The organism is Paenibacillus canaveralius (genome assembly GCF_047238265.1).
In the GTDB taxonomy this organism is placed as follows: Bacteria; Bacillota; Bacilli; order Paenibacillales; family NBRC-103111; genus Paenibacillus_F.
The window spans coordinates 2,103,264-2,119,237 of sequence record NZ_JBDFMM010000001.1; the positions used below are offsets into that span (position 1 = coordinate 2,103,264).

At 53.1% G+C, this 15,974-nt stretch carries 19 protein-coding genes; 15 read left to right on the top strand and 4 right to left on the bottom strand.

The window, feature by feature from the left end; translation table 11 throughout:
- The 11 genes from ABC395_RS09915 (at nucleotide 1) to ABC395_RS09965 (ending at nucleotide 7,804) form a co-directional block, all read left to right on the top strand.
- On the top strand, nucleotides 1–417 hold the full coding sequence (locus ABC395_RS09915; RefSeq protein ID WP_413002614.1) for a phage baseplate assembly protein V: 417 nt from the start codon (nucleotides 1–3) through the stop codon (nucleotides 415–417).
- The gene (locus ABC395_RS09920; RefSeq protein WP_413002616.1) at nucleotides 414–803 is read left to right on the top strand and encodes a phage tail protein; all 390 of its coding nucleotides are present in this window, start codon (nucleotides 414–416) and stop codon (nucleotides 801–803) included. The genes ABC395_RS09915 and ABC395_RS09920 overlap by 4 nt, the downstream gene beginning before the upstream one ends.
- On the top strand, nucleotides 800–1,132 hold the full coding sequence (locus tag ABC395_RS09925; RefSeq protein ID WP_413002618.1) for a GPW/gp25 family protein: 333 nt from the start codon (nucleotides 800–802) through the stop codon (nucleotides 1,130–1,132). Before ABC395_RS09920 ends, ABC395_RS09925 begins: the two co-directional genes overlap by 4 nt.
- Nucleotides 1,132–2,256, top strand: coding sequence for a baseplate assembly protein (locus ABC395_RS09930; protein ID WP_413002620.1), 1,125 nt, complete (start codon nucleotides 1,132–1,134; stop codon nucleotides 2,254–2,256). Before ABC395_RS09925 ends, ABC395_RS09930 begins: the two co-directional genes overlap by 1 nt.
- Nucleotides 2,249–2,812, top strand: a complete 564-nt coding sequence (locus ABC395_RS09935; RefSeq protein WP_413002622.1) for a phage tail protein I — start codon at nucleotides 2,249–2,251, stop codon at nucleotides 2,810–2,812. The genes ABC395_RS09930 and ABC395_RS09935 overlap by 8 nt, the downstream gene beginning before the upstream one ends.
- Entirely contained in the window at nucleotides 2,812–5,268 is a 2,457-nt protein-coding gene (locus ABC395_RS09940; RefSeq protein ID WP_413002624.1) for a phage tail-collar fiber domain-containing protein, read from the top strand. Before ABC395_RS09935 ends, ABC395_RS09940 begins: the two co-directional genes overlap by 1 nt.
- Before the next feature lie 20 nt (nucleotides 5,269–5,288).
- Nucleotides 5,289–5,615 carry a hypothetical protein gene (locus ABC395_RS09945; RefSeq protein WP_413002626.1) on the top strand — a complete coding sequence of 109 codons (327 nt, stop codon included), beginning with the start codon at nucleotides 5,289–5,291 and terminating at the stop codon, nucleotides 5,613–5,615.
- A gap of 47 nt (nucleotides 5,616–5,662) precedes the next feature.
- Nucleotides 5,663–5,875: a hypothetical protein gene (locus tag ABC395_RS09950; protein WP_413002628.1), complete on the top strand. Its 213-nt coding sequence runs from the start codon at nucleotides 5,663–5,665 to the stop codon at nucleotides 5,873–5,875.
- Between the two features lie 33 nt (nucleotides 5,876–5,908).
- Complete coding sequence (locus tag ABC395_RS09955; RefSeq protein ID WP_326055742.1) at nucleotides 5,909–6,310, top strand: hypothetical protein; 402 nt, start codon at nucleotides 5,909–5,911, stop codon at nucleotides 6,308–6,310.
- Between the two features lie 68 nt (nucleotides 6,311–6,378).
- Entirely contained in the window at nucleotides 6,379–7,149 is a 771-nt protein-coding gene (locus ABC395_RS09960; RefSeq protein WP_413002630.1) for an N-acetylmuramoyl-L-alanine amidase family protein, read from the top strand.
- Nucleotides 7,150–7,405: 256 nt separating this feature from the next.
- Nucleotides 7,406–7,804: a phage holin, LLH family gene (locus ABC395_RS09965; RefSeq protein WP_413002631.1), complete on the top strand. Its 399-nt coding sequence runs from the start codon at nucleotides 7,406–7,408 to the stop codon at nucleotides 7,802–7,804.
- A 386-nt stretch (nucleotides 7,805–8,190) separates the two neighbouring features.
- On the opposite strand, the gene ABC395_RS09970 is transcribed toward ABC395_RS09965, so the two are convergent.
- Nucleotides 8,191–8,619, bottom strand: coding sequence for a helix-turn-helix domain-containing protein (locus ABC395_RS09970; RefSeq protein WP_413002633.1), 429 nt, complete (start codon nucleotides 8,617–8,619; stop codon nucleotides 8,191–8,193).
- 240 nt (nucleotides 8,620–8,859) lie between these two features.
- Between ABC395_RS09970 and ABC395_RS09975 the strand changes: the two genes are divergently transcribed.
- The gene (locus tag ABC395_RS09975; RefSeq protein ID WP_413002634.1) at nucleotides 8,860–9,333 is read left to right on the top strand and encodes an ArpU family phage packaging/lysis transcriptional regulator; all 474 of its coding nucleotides are present in this window, start codon (nucleotides 8,860–8,862) and stop codon (nucleotides 9,331–9,333) included.
- 166 nt (nucleotides 9,334–9,499) lie between these two features.
- On the opposite strand, the gene ABC395_RS09980 is transcribed toward ABC395_RS09975, so the two are convergent.
- Nucleotides 9,500–10,795 carry an MFS transporter gene (locus ABC395_RS09980; protein ID WP_413002636.1) on the bottom strand — a complete coding sequence of 432 codons (1,296 nt, stop codon included), beginning with the start codon at nucleotides 10,793–10,795 and terminating at the stop codon, nucleotides 9,500–9,502.
- A gap of 13 nt (nucleotides 10,796–10,808) precedes the next feature.
- Nucleotides 10,809–11,273 (bottom strand): MarR family winged helix-turn-helix transcriptional regulator, encoded by a 465-nt coding sequence (locus tag ABC395_RS09985; RefSeq protein WP_413002638.1) that lies wholly within the window; start codon nucleotides 11,271–11,273, stop codon nucleotides 10,809–10,811.
- Nucleotides 11,274–11,497: 224 nt separating this feature from the next.
- On the opposite strand from ABC395_RS09985, the gene ABC395_RS09990 reads away from it, so the two are divergent.
- The 3 genes from ABC395_RS09990 to ABC395_RS10000 all read left to right on the top strand — a co-directional run bounded on the left by ABC395_RS09990 (nucleotide 11,498) and on the right by ABC395_RS10000 (nucleotide 15,193).
- Nucleotides 11,498–12,031 carry a hypothetical protein gene (locus ABC395_RS09990; RefSeq protein ID WP_413002640.1) on the top strand — a complete coding sequence of 178 codons (534 nt, stop codon included), beginning with the start codon at nucleotides 11,498–11,500 and terminating at the stop codon, nucleotides 12,029–12,031.
- Nucleotides 12,032–12,327: 296 nt separating this feature from the next.
- Nucleotides 12,328–13,785, top strand: coding sequence for an amino acid permease (locus ABC395_RS09995; RefSeq protein ID WP_413002641.1), 1,458 nt, complete (start codon nucleotides 12,328–12,330; stop codon nucleotides 13,783–13,785).
- 223 nt (nucleotides 13,786–14,008) lie between these two features.
- Nucleotides 14,009–15,193, top strand: coding sequence for an anhydro-N-acetylmuramic acid kinase (locus ABC395_RS10000; protein ID WP_413002643.1), 1,185 nt, complete (start codon nucleotides 14,009–14,011; stop codon nucleotides 15,191–15,193).
- A gap of 501 nt (nucleotides 15,194–15,694) precedes the next feature.
- Here the strand turns inward: ABC395_RS10000 and ABC395_RS10005 are convergent.
- A complete protein-coding gene (locus tag ABC395_RS10005; protein ID WP_413002645.1) occupies nucleotides 15,695–15,853 on the bottom strand; it encodes a hypothetical protein in 159 nt (52 codons plus the stop codon).
- Nucleotides 15,854–15,974 lie beyond the last annotated feature (121 nt).

Sequence of the window (15,974 nt, forward strand, 5' to 3'; positions counted from 1 at the left end):
ATGGCTTCAGATAATCCTGTAATCCGGGCCGGCATCGTATCCAGCGTCCAGGCTTCGGAGGGGACCGTCCGGGTGACTTTTCCGGACCGGAATCATTACGTTACGGCCGATCTGCCGGTCGTTTCTCCCGTGGGAGGATGGGCCCGGGGAAACAGCCTGCCGGCGGTCGGCGAGAATGTGCTCTGCGCCTTTGCGGGCAGCGGTCTTCAGGCGGGTTTCTGCCTGGGGACTTTTTTTACGGCGGGTAGAAGACCTCCCGGTTTACCGTCGCAGCGCGGCGTATGGTTTGAAGACGGCAGCAGCGTTTATTACGACCGGCAGTCGGGCGTGCTCCATGTTAAACCCGCCGGCAGCGTGAAAATCGAGGGCGATCTGATCGTGACGGGAACATTAACGAGAGGCGGTGAGGCGCTATGATCGGCACATTGGGCGATATTGTGTTTATTGCGACTGCCGACACGATACGGACTTTCGACGATTTTAAAAGAAGCAGTTCCAGCCGCTGGTCCAAGCACGAGATTCTCGGTAAAAAAGCCAGAACGCAGTGGATCGGTCCGGGGCTCGATACAATCTCATTTACGATGCGGTTCGACCTCCGGTACGGGATTAACCCGCGCAAGGAGCTGGACAAGCTGGTAGAGACCGAGCGCTCGGGCAAAGCGATGTCTCTCACTATAGGCGGCAAAGGACTGGGCGTAGCCTTCTGGGTCATCACGTCTCTGGAGCAATCCTGGGATAAAATCGATAACCGGGGCAATATTTTACTCGCGTCGGCTTCCGTTTCTTTGGAGGAATATGTATGAGAAATGATTATACCGTAGACATGCGGGAACCGGACGGATTTTATTTCGGTCCTAAGAGCGAAGCGGAAGAAGTCATCCAGAACTTGCGGACGATTCTCAGTCTGCCTGCGGGGTCGGCACCTTTTGCCAGAAGGATGGGGATTCCTTTCCAGGATCTTGACGAACCCCTACCCGTTGCGAAAGCGCGAATGGGCGGCAGCGTGATGACTGCGATTCTGGAACAGGAGCCCAGGGCTCTGGTGGAAGAAATCGGTTTTTACGAAGATGAAACGAGCGGAAGCGCAGGCAGGCTCGTCCCTGTCGTCCGCTTCAGGTTGAGAGAGGGGTGATGAGTTTGAACGAAGGCGCTGTTCAGTTTATAGAGGAAGATGCGGCGGAAACGATTCAGGAAATTCTGGCCGTACATGAGGCGATTACGGGCCGCAAGCTTTTTCCGGCGGACCCCGAACGCCTTTTTTTGATGTCGCTGGCGAATATGATCGTGCATCAGCGTGTGCTGATCAACCAGACGGCGAGGCAAAATCTGCTTAGATATGCGAGGGGAACCCTTCTCGATCATATGGGGGAGATGACCGAAACAAAGCGGCTTCAAGCGGCGGCGGCCGTTACGACGGTGGAGTTCACACTGTCCATGCCGCTCAATTCCGCCACGGTGATTCCGAAAGGAACCCGGGTCGGGCCTCAGGGCAGCGGCGGCGCCCTTTATTTCGTGACGACTGAAGTCGCCGAAATTGTGCCGGGACAGCTTAAGGCGTCCGTATCCGCGGAATGCGCGGTACCGGGGACGGCAGGCAACGGGTTTGAGCCGGGGATTCTGAACGTCCTCGTGGACCCGATTCCGTTTGTCGTCAGCGTGCGGAATACGACGGAATCTTCGGGAGGTTCCGAGACGGAATCGGACGACGCTTACCGCGAACGGATCCGTACGGCTCCGGAGTCGTTTTCAACGGCAGGCCCGGAAGGCGCGTACGAATATTGGGCGAAATCGGCGAATCCTGCCATCGTGGATGTAGGGGTTGAGTCTCCCGCCGAAGGCGAAGTCGTTGTGCTGCCGCTGCTGAGCGGCGGCGAGCTGCCGACCGCGGACATTCTCGATGCGGTAAAAGAGGCCGTCAACGACCGGCGGGTGAGGCCGCTCACCGATCATGTCACCGTGCGGGCTCCGGAAACGGTGACCTACGACATCGGCTTGACCTATTGGGTCAGCCGCAGCCGTGCCGCCGATTCGGCGGCGATTCAAGCGGCCGTCACGGGAGCGGTCGAGGGGTATCGGCTCTGGCAGAAATCCAGACTCGGCCGGGATATTAACCCCTCCGAACTGATCGGCCGCGTGATGGCGGCCGGAGCCCTCCGCGTGAATGTCGCCAGCCCGGCGTATACGGAGCTTTCCGCCCTTAAAGTCGCTCAGGACGGCAAGGTGAACATCGTTTACGGAGGGCTTGCCGATGATTGAGCTTAAACACGCAAGTCTACTGGACATTTTGCCGCCGAATTTGAAGAGAGACGAAACCGTTAGGGCGGCGGCTCTCTCCTTGGACGGTCAGCTGCGGCAGCTTAGCGAAGAAATCGGACGTTTGACGTTCTACGACCGTCTGGACAAACTGACCGAAGAAGAGGCGGATGAGCTGGCGTGGCAGTTTCACGTCGATTTCTACGAGCCGGAGCTTCCTCTGGAGCAAAAGCGTGAACTCGTCCGGAACGCTTTCCGCTGGCACAAACGCAAAGGAACGCCTTCCGCGGTAGAAGAGCTGGTCGCCGCGCTTTTCGGCGAAGGCAGAGTCGAGGAATGGTTCGAATATGGCGGTCAGCCTTTCCGTTTTCGCGTCATCACGAACAACCCGGAAGTGACGCAGGAAAGAGCGCGCGAATTTTACCGGGCGGTCGAGTCCGTTAAACGGCTCAGCGCCCGGCTCGAGCGTGTGATTTTATCCCAGACGGAAGAAATGCCTCTGTATGTCGGGGGCGTTTTTCATATGGGCGAAAAAATGACAATTAGGCAGGTGGGATAATGGGAGCCTTTGGCGGATTTGTATTGACGAACAAAGGGCGTAATTTACAAGCTAAAGCCCAAGTAGGCGTAACGCTGAACTATACCCGGATGGGAGTAGGGGACGGGCAGCTCGGCGGGCAGTCCATTCCGGCATTGACAAAGCTGATCGGCGAGAAGAAATCTTTAGCGATTTCCAAGCTGAAAATTCAAACCCATGGCCGTGCGGTCATCGGGGCCGTTCTGTCCAACCAGGATGTGACAACCGGCTTTTATTTCCGGGAAATCGGCATCTATGCACAAGACCCGGACGAGGGAGAAATCCTTTACTGCTACGGCAACGCAGGTAGTAATGCGGAATATATTCCGCCTGTTGGCGGCGCGGACATCATCGAGAAGTCCATCGACGCGATCGTGGTTGTGGGCAATGCGGCGAATGTGACGGCAACCATAGACAGTTCCCTCGTTTATGCGACTCAAGGCGATCTTCATGATGCCGAAGACCGGTCCAAAAAATATACGGATGATCGTATCGCGGCAATCGACATAACGCTAAGCGGCGAGGAAATTTTAACCGAGTTGAAAAAAGTGGACGGATCCGGCAGCGGGCTTGATGCCGATTTCCTCCAAGGAAAATCTTCTTCGGCTTTTATTGAGAAGGCAACGGACGGAACGATCAAAGGTCCGATTGTCGTCGATACGACTAACCAGACCGGCAAGCAAGTCTCTGTTAACGCATGGGGCGATTTAAGTGCCAGCAGCGGCGGGCAGACCGTATGGGGGAATAACTGTTACGTGGATCAAGGGGGAAAACACCGCTATTCCAATACCCATGCCACTCTCGGAGCCACGGGTCTGCGGCTGAATTACGGAAATATCGAGTATTTTGACACCGGACGGATCGCCACAACTGCAGGGACTGAGTTTACTCCTGTTTGGAAAACGTTGGCTCCTGCTATATCCAGCAGTGCCAGAAGCGAGTTTTCTAAAGGGAATTTTACGGGTGATGGAGACGCGCTATCTTTATTTGGGGTGGGTCACGTCTACCAAGCCTTATATCCCGAAGGAGCTTCCAAAGGAAGAAAAGGGTATGTCGGATATCCGGGAGCAGGCATCCATAATTTTCACATCGTGAATGAATACACGGATGGCGGTATTAATTTAATCACCCAGCAAGGACAAATGGCTAAATGGAACGGCGATGAACTATTAACGCGGAAAACAACGGTAATCAGTGGAACAGACCTCAATAATATCAAACAAACCGGTTTTTATAATGGTGAAGGCTGCCCGAACGCACCTGGTGCAGGATGGTATTACTATGAGGTGATTTCACACACCTATGATACGAATTGGGTGAAGCAGACAGCTCATGACTTCAATACGGACAAAGTGTTTGTTCGAAGAGGGCAATCGAATGCCGGCGTAACGACCTGGTATCCATGGCGGCAAGTCGTAACAAATGAAACCGTTCGAGTAAATGGCGGGAAACTCGAGTATTGGAATGGAGGCGAATGGAAACCTGCCGGTCTGGGTGGAGCGGAGGGAGTGCCGGTTGGATTTTCCTCGGATTCCGTTTCATGGAGTAAATGGACGGCATGTAATACCGGTAGAAATACTTTTGCTACTTATAAAGACAAGCTTTATTGCATTAATGGTTCCAATGTAAACAAGGTTGAACTTGCAGACATGTCACTTATCAAGAGCGTGCCTGTATCATCCGCTAATGGAATAGCAATTTTTAAAGAAAGGATTTATGTATATAGTACTTCTGGGAATTATTCAACAGCTGTATACGATTTAGAACTAAACTTGATATTTAAAAAGGAGATCGGGCTATCCTTTATAGCAATTGCTGCAGCAAACGATGCTTTTTATGGAGTGGACAGCTATGGGAGTATTTCATACTTTGATCTGAATTTGAATTTAGTGCGGACAGTCCCTCGTATTGGAGTTGAATTTTTTGAGGGGAAATTGATGGTCGGTCCCACGGGCCACATCTATTATGATTACTATTCATCTAATAGTTCACCTTATATGTACTATGTTAGGAAGATGGACGCTCGATTAAATGTAGTTACCCAATATGAGTTGGGCAATTACAATACGGATTGGGCGGTGACAGCAAAAGGCTCCATTGGATACGTTTATAAAAATAACTCTTGGTCCGATCAACCAATGTACATCGGTTATATCAGGCCGGACGGTTCAAAATATTCTTACAACACAGGCACTTCAGAAGTATCAAAATGTGGGGCTAGTACGGTTGCAGGTTTTTACACTTTTGTAAAGAACACCTTGGAGCATTATTCGGAAGATGCTGTTCATATAATGAGCGCTAGGTACACTGTCTCAAACGCATCCAACTATTCGAGTATTACTCCTGACTCGTTAGGTGGGGTTCTTGTATTAAACAATAGTAACGGTAATGGTTATTTATACAGAATTGTGACACGAATCAAATTTGAACAACCATAAATGAGAACGAGGTGGAACCTATGAAAGTATTTGTTAAATATATATCCGTACGTGAAGATAGAGCTCGAATATCGCTTATAGATTACCGTCCCGACTTATTGACGGAAGAGGAACTGCAAGAGGGTATTGTAATTGATTATGAGGAAGTAAAAGAGGTTCCCTCAGGAAAAGAAGCGGTTATGTATGTAAATCCGCTGACAGGACTAGCCTGGCACGAACTCGAAGACAGACCGCTTTCTCAAGAAGAATTGATCCGATTTTTGCAAAAAGAGCTGGAAGAAGCAAAGGCTAATGCTTCCCGTATAGCTGATATCGAATTAGCGCTTGTTGAATTATTTTCTGCATAAAGGTGGGGCCTGTGGCCCCTTTTAAATTAATTTATGGAGGCGGCGTTATGCTGATGGACGACTTTAAAATTCGTATTTTTGCGAATGCTTGCATCACAAGGTATAACAACAAACAAGGTATAATTGAAGATATTGTAGACAGTTACAATTTAATAGTGGAGGACAAAAAGCGTATTCTTGATTATGTATATTCTAAACGTCCAGACATCAGCCGGGAAAATCAGGATCTTTCCCATCCCGAACACCAAACCGGCAGGTAAACAGCCTGCCTATGACGGGAGGTGACGATAACGATGGCCATCGCCCCTGAAAACTTCGGCGAGCATCTCGCAAGACTGAACATGGAAAGCCAGCAGTTCCGGGCGGATATCGAGGAGCTGAAGAGATGCGAGCAAAAAAACGAAGCCGATATCCGGCAGCTGTATGCCGGCCAGGCCAGGACAGAGACCCTGGTCGGTCAGGTGCTGACGAGATTTGACGGTTTCGAAACGAGGATGTTCAACGTGTTTCAGCAGATGACCAGAGACAACGCCGAACTGCTACAGCAGGTAACACGGGACGGCAGCTCTGAACGCCTGGAAGGACAGAAAGAAAGGACGAGCGCACAGCTGGCCTGGATGAGCTTCTCAAAATATGTAATCGCGGTTACGATTGCGGCCGTGATCGCGTATTTATTCAGCTTCATCCCGTTCTGATTATACGGACACCGGCTCTCGGCTTAACGGCTGAGGGCTTTTTCTATTTGGTAAGGAGGGTATGACCGATGAAAAAACCAGTCATTGTCCTGGATCCCGGACACGGGATGAACGACCCGGGCGCAATCGGCAGCGGATTAATGGAAAAAGAACTGACGCTGAAAATCGCGTCACGTATTGCGAATAAACTCAGGGGCATAGCGGATGTCCGCATGACACGGACGGATGACATGGCTTTCGATACGGACAAGTCCGCCGATCTGAAAGCAAGATGCTCATTTGCCAACCGGCTTCAAGCCGATTATTTCGTTTCGGTCCACATCAACGCGGGCGGAGGTACGGGGTTTGAATCCTTCGTGTACAGCGGCACGGCTGCGGGTTCCCGGACTGAAGCCCTCCGTTCCGTCATTCACGCCAAGGTGGCGGCGGCGTTTGCCAAGTACGGGCTCCAAGACCGCGGCCGCAAATCCGGCGATCTGGCCGTGCTTCGTCATACCGTCATGCCGGCGGTTTTGCTGGAATACGGTTTTATCGATCGGGCGGCGGATGCCTCACTTTTGAAAAACGAGGCGTTTTTGGATCAGTTGGCCGCTTCGACAGCGGAAGGTCTGGCCGAGGCTTTTTCGCTGGGGCCGATTCCCGTGTCCCCGGACAAATCCCGGCCGCAGGCGCAGCCCGATTCATCCAAAGCGCTGGAAGCGGCAATCGCCAAACTTCACGAACACGGAGTAATCGATTCACCCGCGTACTGGAACAGCATATTGAGCAGAGGAAAGACGCCGGACCCCGAGTACACCGCTCTTCTTATCCGGCGAATGGCCGATAAACTGCGCGGCTGAGCGTGTCACATTGCAGGGAACGGTGGAAATTTTCGTCCCCCTGATTGCCTGCCCGCACACTTTACACGCATTCAAGCCTTCACCTACCGGGTTATTAACCCATGGATCTGGAATACGGTGCCATTGCTCGTGTGCTGGGTGCGGTGTCACGTGACGCCGGACTTCCATCAGTTATGTTATTTGTATGGAGCTTCCGGCAGCCGCAGTTTGATCGGTTGGATCGGCTCAATTAAACATTTGAAGGAGGAATTCACATATGGCACAGCAGTTGACGGATTTGCTGACACCGGTCATTCTGGCGCTCGTGACGGCATTGGCCGGAGTTTTGACTGTTCTCATTCACGCGGCTAAAACGTCGATAATTGCCTGGCTTCAGGCTCGAACGAATGCGGCACAGCAGGAAATCATCATGAAAGTGGCATCGGAAGCGATGGCTTTTGCGGAAACGCAGGGTTTGATTTTAACGGGAAAGGAAAAAATGAACGCGGCCATCGTATATGCCGCCAGCGAACTTCAAGCAAGAGGACTGAACGTAACGCCGGACAAGCTTCTCGCGGCGATTCAGAAAGCCTGGATGGAGTATAATCCCGCTCAAATTAAAACGGATAAAACTTTGGAACCGAAAGAATCCGGCACGACACCGTCAGCCGGTTAATGTCCGAATAACAATGCACAAAGAGTCTCATTCAAGATACCGTTACCCCTTTCAACCGAATCCGGTTGGAAGGGCTTTTTTTGTTTTCGGATGTTTGTGCTGGATATTTTCTGATAATCACAAGGGTCAGTCAGGGAGTTGAAAACGACGAAATAGAAAGGCTATTAAAGCTTGAGGCTCAAAGTCGACAGGGGATAATTGGTTTTGTGCACATAAAATACGAACTTACGTTCCTATTTAGGGGTATTTTGTGGTATAATAAGCGTACATCTCACACGGATCTCTACCATCATCTTGGAGGTGACGACCTATCGCACCCGTGAAAGTAGACCTGAAATCATTGGCGGTCATACTTGGCATCGAGCTGAAAACCTTGATTAAGGTCGCTACTTATTCTGGCGCAGCGTGCGGACAAAAGCGATTATGTTCTTCGTCTCCGACTTCGAAAGCTCCCGACCGTCAAGTTCCAGACTGAATTGTTTCAGCAATTCTTCATCCGAAAGTTCGATTTTATCGACAAACTCCTTCTCGTTGCGGTGCGGGTCGGAGTTTTTGGACTGGCTGCGGGTTTCTTTTTTGTCCGTCTGATCAGGGGAATGCTCGTGGGTGGGATGATTCGAAAGACCGAGCAAATAATCCGTCGTGACCTGCAAAACCTCGGCAATCCGGGCGACCATATCGGCGGACGGATTTTTAATGCTGCCGTTCAGTAAAGTGCTCATCGTGGAATGCGGAATTCCGGCCCTCTGCGCGAGCTTATATTGGGTAAGGCCCTGTTCTTTCATCAATCCTTTTATAGTATCGATAAGTGTCATGAGATTCACCCTCTATCTATTCCAGAATACTGTAATAGTAGTTAAAAAACTAAGAATAGTCAAGAAAACAAGAGCTTTTTAAAGGGAACACTTGTTCGTGTAACGTATTTAAATTATTACTGAATTATGAAATAACGTTATTGTGTAATATACTTAAGAGAGGAAAAAGAAGGCAGCAGCGCCAATCCGTGAAGCTTGCCGCTAGAGGAGATTCAACCTATAAAGGAGGGCTTACCGCCTATGAAAACGAGTATCGAGATGCCGGAACTTGACCGGAAAAAGACGAAAACAGCCGTTGAGGGAGCGCTGCTCAAATACCGGATGTATAAAACGATCACCTTCGAAGAAAGAACCGCGACGATTACTTCGAGCTATACGGAAAAATTTCACGGGCCGACGAATGTCACAAGCGATCAGACCGCAAGCATAGCGATTTATAACGTGGAAGAACCGGAACGCCGGCGCCGTTACTGCGAAAGAATCGAAATGGCGGTAAGCCGTCTCCACCCCAAAGAAAGGCTGCTGATTGAAGAACGTTATATGAAGGACGATTATGTCAAAGATTACGCCGTTTACAATCATAGTTTCGATCCGCCGATCAGTGCGGTGACCTATTCGTCTATCCGCTGGAAAGCTTTTTATAAACTAGCGCTTATGCTTTCGATCGGGGTGCCGGGGACCGCCGGGCAGCAGCGCGAAGGGGCTACGGGCTAGTCGCAAAGCAGGCTATCGGTCTCCGCCAGCGTCCGGCCAACACACTCAAGCGAAGGCTGCACCGCACAAAAAAGGCACGGAGTTCACCTCATGCGCAAGCAGGTGATTCCGTGCCGGGATTACAAAGGAAGCCGGGTGTAATAATCACGCCGGTTCAAGCCGCCGCTCAAGAGGAGATTTCCATGTCGGTCACTGCCGGTACGGCGGGAGTGTCCGAATTCCGGCGGCGTGTCAACATATAAACGGCATAGACAAGAAGGAACAGTCCCATTACACCGGCGGCATAGCGGTACATTACCGCATAGCTTGTGCCGGAGGCGACGAGACCGAGCAGCATGGAGCCGACAGCCACTCCGAAATCGATGGAGTTGTAGAACAGGCTGTTCGTGGTGCCGTGCTGCTCCGGTGGCGTTTCGCGGAGCATCCAAGCCTGCGTCGTCGGCTGAAGAGCCCCGAAACCGAGACCGTAAAGCAGGGCCGAGACGATCAGCACCGGCATCGTTGTCGCCACGGAAAGAACGAGCAGGCTCGCGATCAGAATGAAGGCGCCGGGGATGAGAATCGCGGCATGGCCCTTGCTGTCGAACAGGCGGCCGGAGATCGGGCGGACAACGAGAACAGTGATCGCGTTGAAGAGAAAGAACAAACCGATCTGCTCCAGATGCACTTCTTTGCCGTACAACGCGATGAAGCTGAGCAGGCCGCCGTAGGTCACCGACAGCAGCGCGTTGAGCAGAGCCGGCAGCAGCAGCTTCTTGTTGAAGCCGCTGCGCTTCGCGGCTCCGCCGGCAGAGCCGTCCGCAGCCTCACCGGCAGGCGATACGGCAGCAGCCGCGGCCGCCGGCTGGGGCGGAATGCTCCGCGATCCGAGCAGCAGCGGCACGATCAGGGCGGCGGCGGCCGTGCCCATGGCGGTCAGCGGGCCGAAGCCGTAGCTGCCGATCATGGCGAGGCCGATGGTCGGCCCGACGGACATCGCGAGGCTGCTCGACAGCCCGAAGTACCCGACCCCTTCGCCGATTCGGCGGCGGGGAATGATCTGGGAGACCAGCGTCGGCATGACCGTGCTGGCCATCCCGAAACCGATGCCGAAGCAGACGCGCAGCGCCAGCAGCATGCCCATGGAGCCGGCGAACGAATAAGCCGCCGTCGATACGGCGGCGAAAGCCACTCCGCAGAACAGCAGCGTGTTGCGGTGAACCCGGCGCATAAGGGCGGCCGTCACGAACCGGGTAATAATGGCCGAGATGGCGAAGAGGCTCGTTAAGAGACTTAAGGTGAAATCACCCGAATGAAACCGGTCCTTCGCATAGGTGGGGAAGGGAGAGAGCAGCATTTGCAGACAGAGAAACAGAAGAAAATAACAAAACGTGAGCATAATAAACGATTTCGTCCAGAGCGGTTCACTTTTCCCCGTATCCGGATGGTGAAGCAGTTCCAGCTTTTCTGGATGTTTAGACATGATGCAGACACTCCTATTCGCTTTCTGATGTCAAAGTAAGGTTGCCGATAATCCCGTGCAAAAAAGAAATGAGCTGGTCGTATTGTTCTTGAGACAACCCCGCGGCGGCATCCCGGATGGTCTGCTGCTCAAGGTGCTTTGTTTCCTCGATCAGGGAGCGGCCTTTGTCCGTACTGTAGATATGAAAAGAACGCCGGTCGCCCTGCCCGACCTGCTTCCTTATAAATTGCTTCGCCTCCAGCGAGTCCAGAATGCGTGTCGTCGTCGGCTTGTCTTTGCCCGACCTGGCGGCAATGTCCTTCTGGATGAGGCCGTCATGCTCGTAGACCCGGTACAGCACCGACCATTGTTCGGGTGTGATGTCGTATTCTTTCAGCCGCTGCGCCAGCACATTAGAAATTTTCCGGTAAGCCACGCCGAGCAAAAAGCCCAAGGAATCGTTCAAGCCGTCCTTGTACAAGATGGGTTCCGTTGTCATCTGATTCCCTCCGCGCTAAATAATTGTCTTAACAACTATATGTTAAGCAACTATCATTGTCAATGGAAAGCGGGAAGCACAGCCTCTAAAGACCTGAAAGACCTGAAAGACCTGAAAGACCTGAAACCCCAAATCCCTGAAAAACGAGCTTCGTCTTGTTGCACCGTATCCGCCTTTGCTATAATCAGGAAAACATGCAGAGTAAAAAGGGAGAGTGCTTGGAAGTGACTGTTCTATTGCTGATCGGTCTGGTTATTGTCCTGTTCCAAATCATCCTTGTTCGGAGAATTACGTTCCGTCCGATCCCGTGGTTTACGAGACTGGCCGCTTCGGCCAGACTGGAATCCCCTTACGCGTACGGAGGCTTTTTATTTATCGTGAACATGGTGATTTTCCTTGTCATTACGGCGCTAGTTGTGTTCACCATGATGATGAATGTCACGTTGTCGCTGTTTTTGTTTGCGGGCATCGGCGTGTTAACCAGCTTTCTGATCTGGATTCAAATGAGCATCTCGCGAGGGAGCTCAAAGAAAGAGAAGCGCATCATCGGCGGGATCGGAAGCGCATTTTATTGGGTGCTCAGCGTCTATCTTCTTCTGCAAATCTTCCTGCTGCCGCCTGCTACTGCGGAGCAAGATCCTTTCATGCAGTTTGTCGGGCTCCTGATGGGCGTCGTTATTTCCCTTACCGCGGCCGTTTCCTGTTGGGTGACCGTTTACTTGGCCAAAGGAAAACCGGCTGACCCCGTCGCGAGATAACGGACTAGGGGTAAAGTCCCAATCCCTTTACAAACGAGGACAAAACACCATTAACGATCTGTTACCGAAAACGCCAAACAAGCTCAGCGGCCGTCTGCAACCTGCAGACGGTTGTTTTTTTGCTTGCGGACATGTTCCGCCAATCGCTTCAGAGCATCGGTATAAGGCGGGCGGGACCGTCCGCTCTCCGGAATTGTGCGCCTACAGAAGGCAAGACTCATTCGGCATACAAAGATTGCCGGAGGGGAACTCTTCTTAAAAGACAGGTATGACTCATTTACAAAGGAGAGACTTCCGTGGAAAAGAAACAGACGGCCGGAGAAAACGAAAAAAAGCTGAAATGGTGGCAGTTTTCCCTTCTGGGTGTCGCTTTTACGATCGGAACCGGCTATTTCCTCGGCTCCAGCCTGGCGATTACGATCGGCGGGCCCGCCGTGCTGATTTCGTTCGTGCTGGCCGCCTTCGGAACTTATATGGTATTCGACGTCCTGGCAAGAATGACTGCGGCAGACCCTATCAAGGGCTCATTCCGTTCTTATGCCAAAAAAGCGTACGGCCGCTGGGCCGGCTTCAGCAGCGGGTGGGTGTACTGGAGCTCGGAGCTGCTCATCATGGGCAGCCAGTTGACGGCGTTGTCCCTGTTTTCGCGTTTCTGGTTTCCGGCGGTTCCCATGTGGATATTTGCGACCGGATACGGCATTCTCGGGCTCGGCATTATCCTGCTGGGCACAAAAGGGTTCGAACGGATGGAAAATTTGTTTGCCGTGATCAAAATTTCCGCCATCGTGATGTTTCTCGTCATTGCGGCGCTTGCCCTGTTCGGCGTCATTCGCGGAAGCCGGGCGCCGAGCTTTCCCGCAGAAGCTTCAACGCTGTTTCCCGCGGGGGCGGCAGGACTTTGGTCATCGCTTATTTTCGCTTTCTACGCATTCGGCGGCATCGAAATTATGGGGCTGATGGCCCTCAGGCTGCAGAAGCCGGAAGAAGCGCCGAAGGCGGGGAAAATTATGCTGCTCCTGCTCGCCGTCGTGTATGTGCTCTCGCTCGGACTGGCGGTCACGCTGCTGCCGTGGAGCGTTTTCCATACGAAAGAAAGCCCGTTCGTGCTGGCGCTGAGCCATTACCGGCTGCCGTTTATCCCGCACGTGTTCAACGGGGTGCTGATTATCGCCGGATTTTCCACGATGGTGGCTTCGCTTTTCGCGGTGACCACCATGCTGGTGACGCTAGCGGAAGATAAGGATGCCCCGAAGCTGTTCGCCCGCCGCTGGAAAAAAAATCTCCCGATCCCGGCGCTCGGTCTGACGGCCTGCGGGATGGCGGCTTCGATCGTGCTGGCCCTGCTCATGCCCGAGGGCGTGTACGAATACATTACTACCGCGGCGGGACTGCTGCTCATCTACAACTGGCTGTTTATACTGATAACGGCGGGAAAACTGCTCCGTCTGAAAGCGCTGGGACAAACGAAGCGGTTTGCGGGCATCGCCCTTATTTTGCTTGCCGTCAGCGGAACGCTGGCGCATCAAGGCAGCCGCCCGGGCTTCTATGTCAGCTTGGGCTTTATCGGCGCCATCGGGCTTGTAACCTGGATCATGATCCGCAAGTGGAACAAAGCCGGAGACAATACAGGGGGGCAGGAACAGGAGCAGGAGCAAGCGGAAGCGATCCCCGGTTCCGAAGAGGAATGGGTGTTTACGCCCGCCCTCTCTATCCGCGAGAAAGAGGATGTGTTTTTTCGGAAAAAGTCGAAGTGAGCAAAAGCGGCGGACAAACGCGAATCTCGCCGCTGAGTCATGTAATTCATGTTAAGGGTTCAGGTAAGAGGCAGAAAGAATCAGACATGAAATAAAAGTTTATAAATAACATTTTAATTGAAAAAATATTTCTACCCCTCTATAATGAAGCCAACCGGAACCCGTGCGGCCTGTTCCACATAGTTTTCCGCATGCACGGAGACGAAACTTGGGAGGGGTATACATGATACTCGGCAAAAAGGAAGAGGAAGTCACCGCTATCGGGCTGATGTCCGGCACTTCGCTCGACGGAATCGATGCCGCGGTTGTGCGGATAAACGGAAGCGGAACGGAGACCCGGATGGAACTGCTGCATTTCTACAGCAGACCTTACGACGACGCGCTGCGGGAAAAGCTGAAGGATCTTTGCTCTGTCGACCGCTCGGACGTCGCGCTCGTCTGCGGGATGAACGTCTTCCTCGCCGAGCGGATGGCGGAAGCCGCGCTGGAGGCGGCGCGAGAAGCGGGTCTGTCCATGGACCGCATCGGATTTATCGCCTCCCACGGACAGACGGTCTGGCACATCCCCGAGGAGGACGCGGACAATCCGTACCTCGTCCGCTCGACGCTCCAGCTCGGCGACCTGTCCGTCCTTGCCAAGCGGACGGGCGTTCCCGTCGTCGGCGACTTCCGGCCGGCCGATATGGCGGTCGGCGGACAGGGCGCGCCGCTGGTTCCTTATGGCGATCTCATCTTGTTCCGCCATGAAACGAAAGGCCGCCTGCTCCAGAACATAGGCGGCATCGGCAACTGCACGGTCCTGCCCCCTCAGGCGGGGCCGTCCGATGTGTTCGCTTTCGACACGGGGCCGGGCAACATGGTGATCGACCAAGTGGTCTATCAGCTGTCGGGCGGGCGGCATTCCTATGACGAAAGCGGCTCGTGGGCGGCGCAGGGACGTGCGGATGAAGGGCTGGTCGCAGACGCCATGACACATCCGTACTTCTCGTTGAAGCCGCCCAAATCAACCGGCCGCGAAGTGTTCGGCAAATCGTACGCGGCCGATTTTGTCGCGCGGGCGCAGGCCCTCGGTCTCGCGGACGCGGACATCGTGGCGACGGCCACGGCGTTCACGGCCCGCACGATTGCCGAGAGCTGCCGGCGGTTCGTGTTCCCGCGCTGCCGCGTGGACGAAGTCATCGTCTCCGGAGGGGGCGCTCACAACCGGACGCTGCTGTCGATGCTGGCGGAGCTTCTGCCGGACCAGCAGGTGCTGACCTCGGGCGCGCTCGGTGTGCACGATGACGCCAAGGAGGCCGTCATCTTCGCGCTGCTCGGCAATGACTTTCTGCGCGGCATTCCCAACAATCTGCCGTCGGCGACAGGGGCATCGCGGCCGACCGTGATGGGCAAGCTTGCGCTTCCGTAAACCGGAACTCTTGCTCGGGAACAGCAAACCAGGCGGTTCGGCATAACGGAGTTGCTAAGCATATGGGATACGGTCTGCAGCACCGTGCAAGCTCGCAGCGCGCGGTGCTCGGCGTCACATGACGGTCAAACCACATGCCTGTGGGATTGATCTCCTTATCGTTCGGCGCATCTGCAACGTGTACGGAAAATCGCCCGCTTCATGACCGGAAGGACTGCTCTTGCGGACCACGCTGAGGCCGTCGTAATTCGTCACGGAGACGGTAAATTATATGTTTATACAGGGGCACGGGGCACAGCCGGATCATGGCGGTGTCTCTTTGCGTTTGCTCGCGGGGGACTTTCCGTATCCCTGAATAGTACATTCAACCGTTTAGAGCGTATTCGGTATTAAACGGCCCGGTAAGACTATCGTGTTCTTCCGGAAACAACAAAAAATAGAACGCCCTAGGGACGGTCTCCTTTTGTGCTTTTATAGGGAGGCTTAGCGGATTATCCTTGCTTACCGTTTTTCGATCTTGCTGTACAGTTCTCCGCCAACATCGTCTCGTTTGGCCGTTTCTTTGAGAAACAGGGTTCCCTGATGACCGAATACGAACTCTGTAATAATAACGGCCGGCAGGACAAAAATCACTTTAAGCAGCCAAACGATAAATTTCATTATTGCACCTCACACGATAAAGTTTATAATTACACCTCATAAAAGAAATAATTATCTTTTATTCCTTTACGAGGAAATATTTCTATAGTTTCCTATTCGCAAAAATAAAAAAGAACGGGGC

Excerpts from the sequence above, each read along its gene's own strand:
- ABC395_RS09915 (WP_413002614.1), top strand. The coding sequence starts at position 1 with ATGGCTTCAGATAATCCTGTAATCCGGGCCGGCATCGTATCCAGCGTC.
- ABC395_RS09920 (WP_413002616.1), top strand. The coding sequence starts at position 414 with ATGATCGGCACATTGGGCGATATTGTGTTTATTGCGACTGCCGACACG.
- ABC395_RS09925 (WP_413002618.1), top strand. The coding sequence starts at position 800 with ATGAGAAATGATTATACCGTAGACATGCGGGAACCGGACGGATTTTAT.
- ABC395_RS09930 (WP_413002620.1), top strand. The coding sequence starts at position 1,132 with ATGAGTTTGAACGAAGGCGCTGTTCAGTTTATAGAGGAAGATGCGGCG.
- ABC395_RS09935 (WP_413002622.1), top strand. The coding sequence starts at position 2,249 with ATGATTGAGCTTAAACACGCAAGTCTACTGGACATTTTGCCGCCGAAT.
- ABC395_RS09940 (WP_413002624.1), top strand. The coding sequence starts at position 2,812 with ATGGGAGCCTTTGGCGGATTTGTATTGACGAACAAAGGGCGTAATTTA.
- ABC395_RS09945 (WP_413002626.1), top strand. The coding sequence starts at position 5,289 with ATGAAAGTATTTGTTAAATATATATCCGTACGTGAAGATAGAGCTCGA.
- ABC395_RS09950 (WP_413002628.1), top strand. The coding sequence starts at position 5,663 with ATGCTGATGGACGACTTTAAAATTCGTATTTTTGCGAATGCTTGCATC.
- ABC395_RS09955 (WP_326055742.1), top strand. The coding sequence starts at position 5,909 with ATGGCCATCGCCCCTGAAAACTTCGGCGAGCATCTCGCAAGACTGAAC.
- ABC395_RS09960 (WP_413002630.1), top strand. The coding sequence starts at position 6,379 with ATGAAAAAACCAGTCATTGTCCTGGATCCCGGACACGGGATGAACGAC.
- ABC395_RS09965 (WP_413002631.1), top strand. The coding sequence starts at position 7,406 with ATGGCACAGCAGTTGACGGATTTGCTGACACCGGTCATTCTGGCGCTC.
- ABC395_RS09970 (WP_413002633.1), bottom strand. The coding sequence starts at position 8,619 with ATGACACTTATCGATACTATAAAAGGATTGATGAAAGAACAGGGCCTT.
- ABC395_RS09975 (WP_413002634.1), top strand. The coding sequence starts at position 8,860 with ATGAAAACGAGTATCGAGATGCCGGAACTTGACCGGAAAAAGACGAAA.
- ABC395_RS09980 (WP_413002636.1), bottom strand. The coding sequence starts at position 10,795 with ATGTCTAAACATCCAGAAAAGCTGGAACTGCTTCACCATCCGGATACG.
- ABC395_RS09985 (WP_413002638.1), bottom strand. The coding sequence starts at position 11,273 with ATGACAACGGAACCCATCTTGTACAAGGACGGCTTGAACGATTCCTTG.
- ABC395_RS10000 (WP_413002643.1), top strand. The coding sequence starts at position 14,009 with ATGATACTCGGCAAAAAGGAAGAGGAAGTCACCGCTATCGGGCTGATG.
- ABC395_RS10005 (WP_413002645.1), bottom strand. The coding sequence starts at position 15,853 with ATGAAATTTATCGTTTGGCTGCTTAAAGTGATTTTTGTCCTGCCGGCC.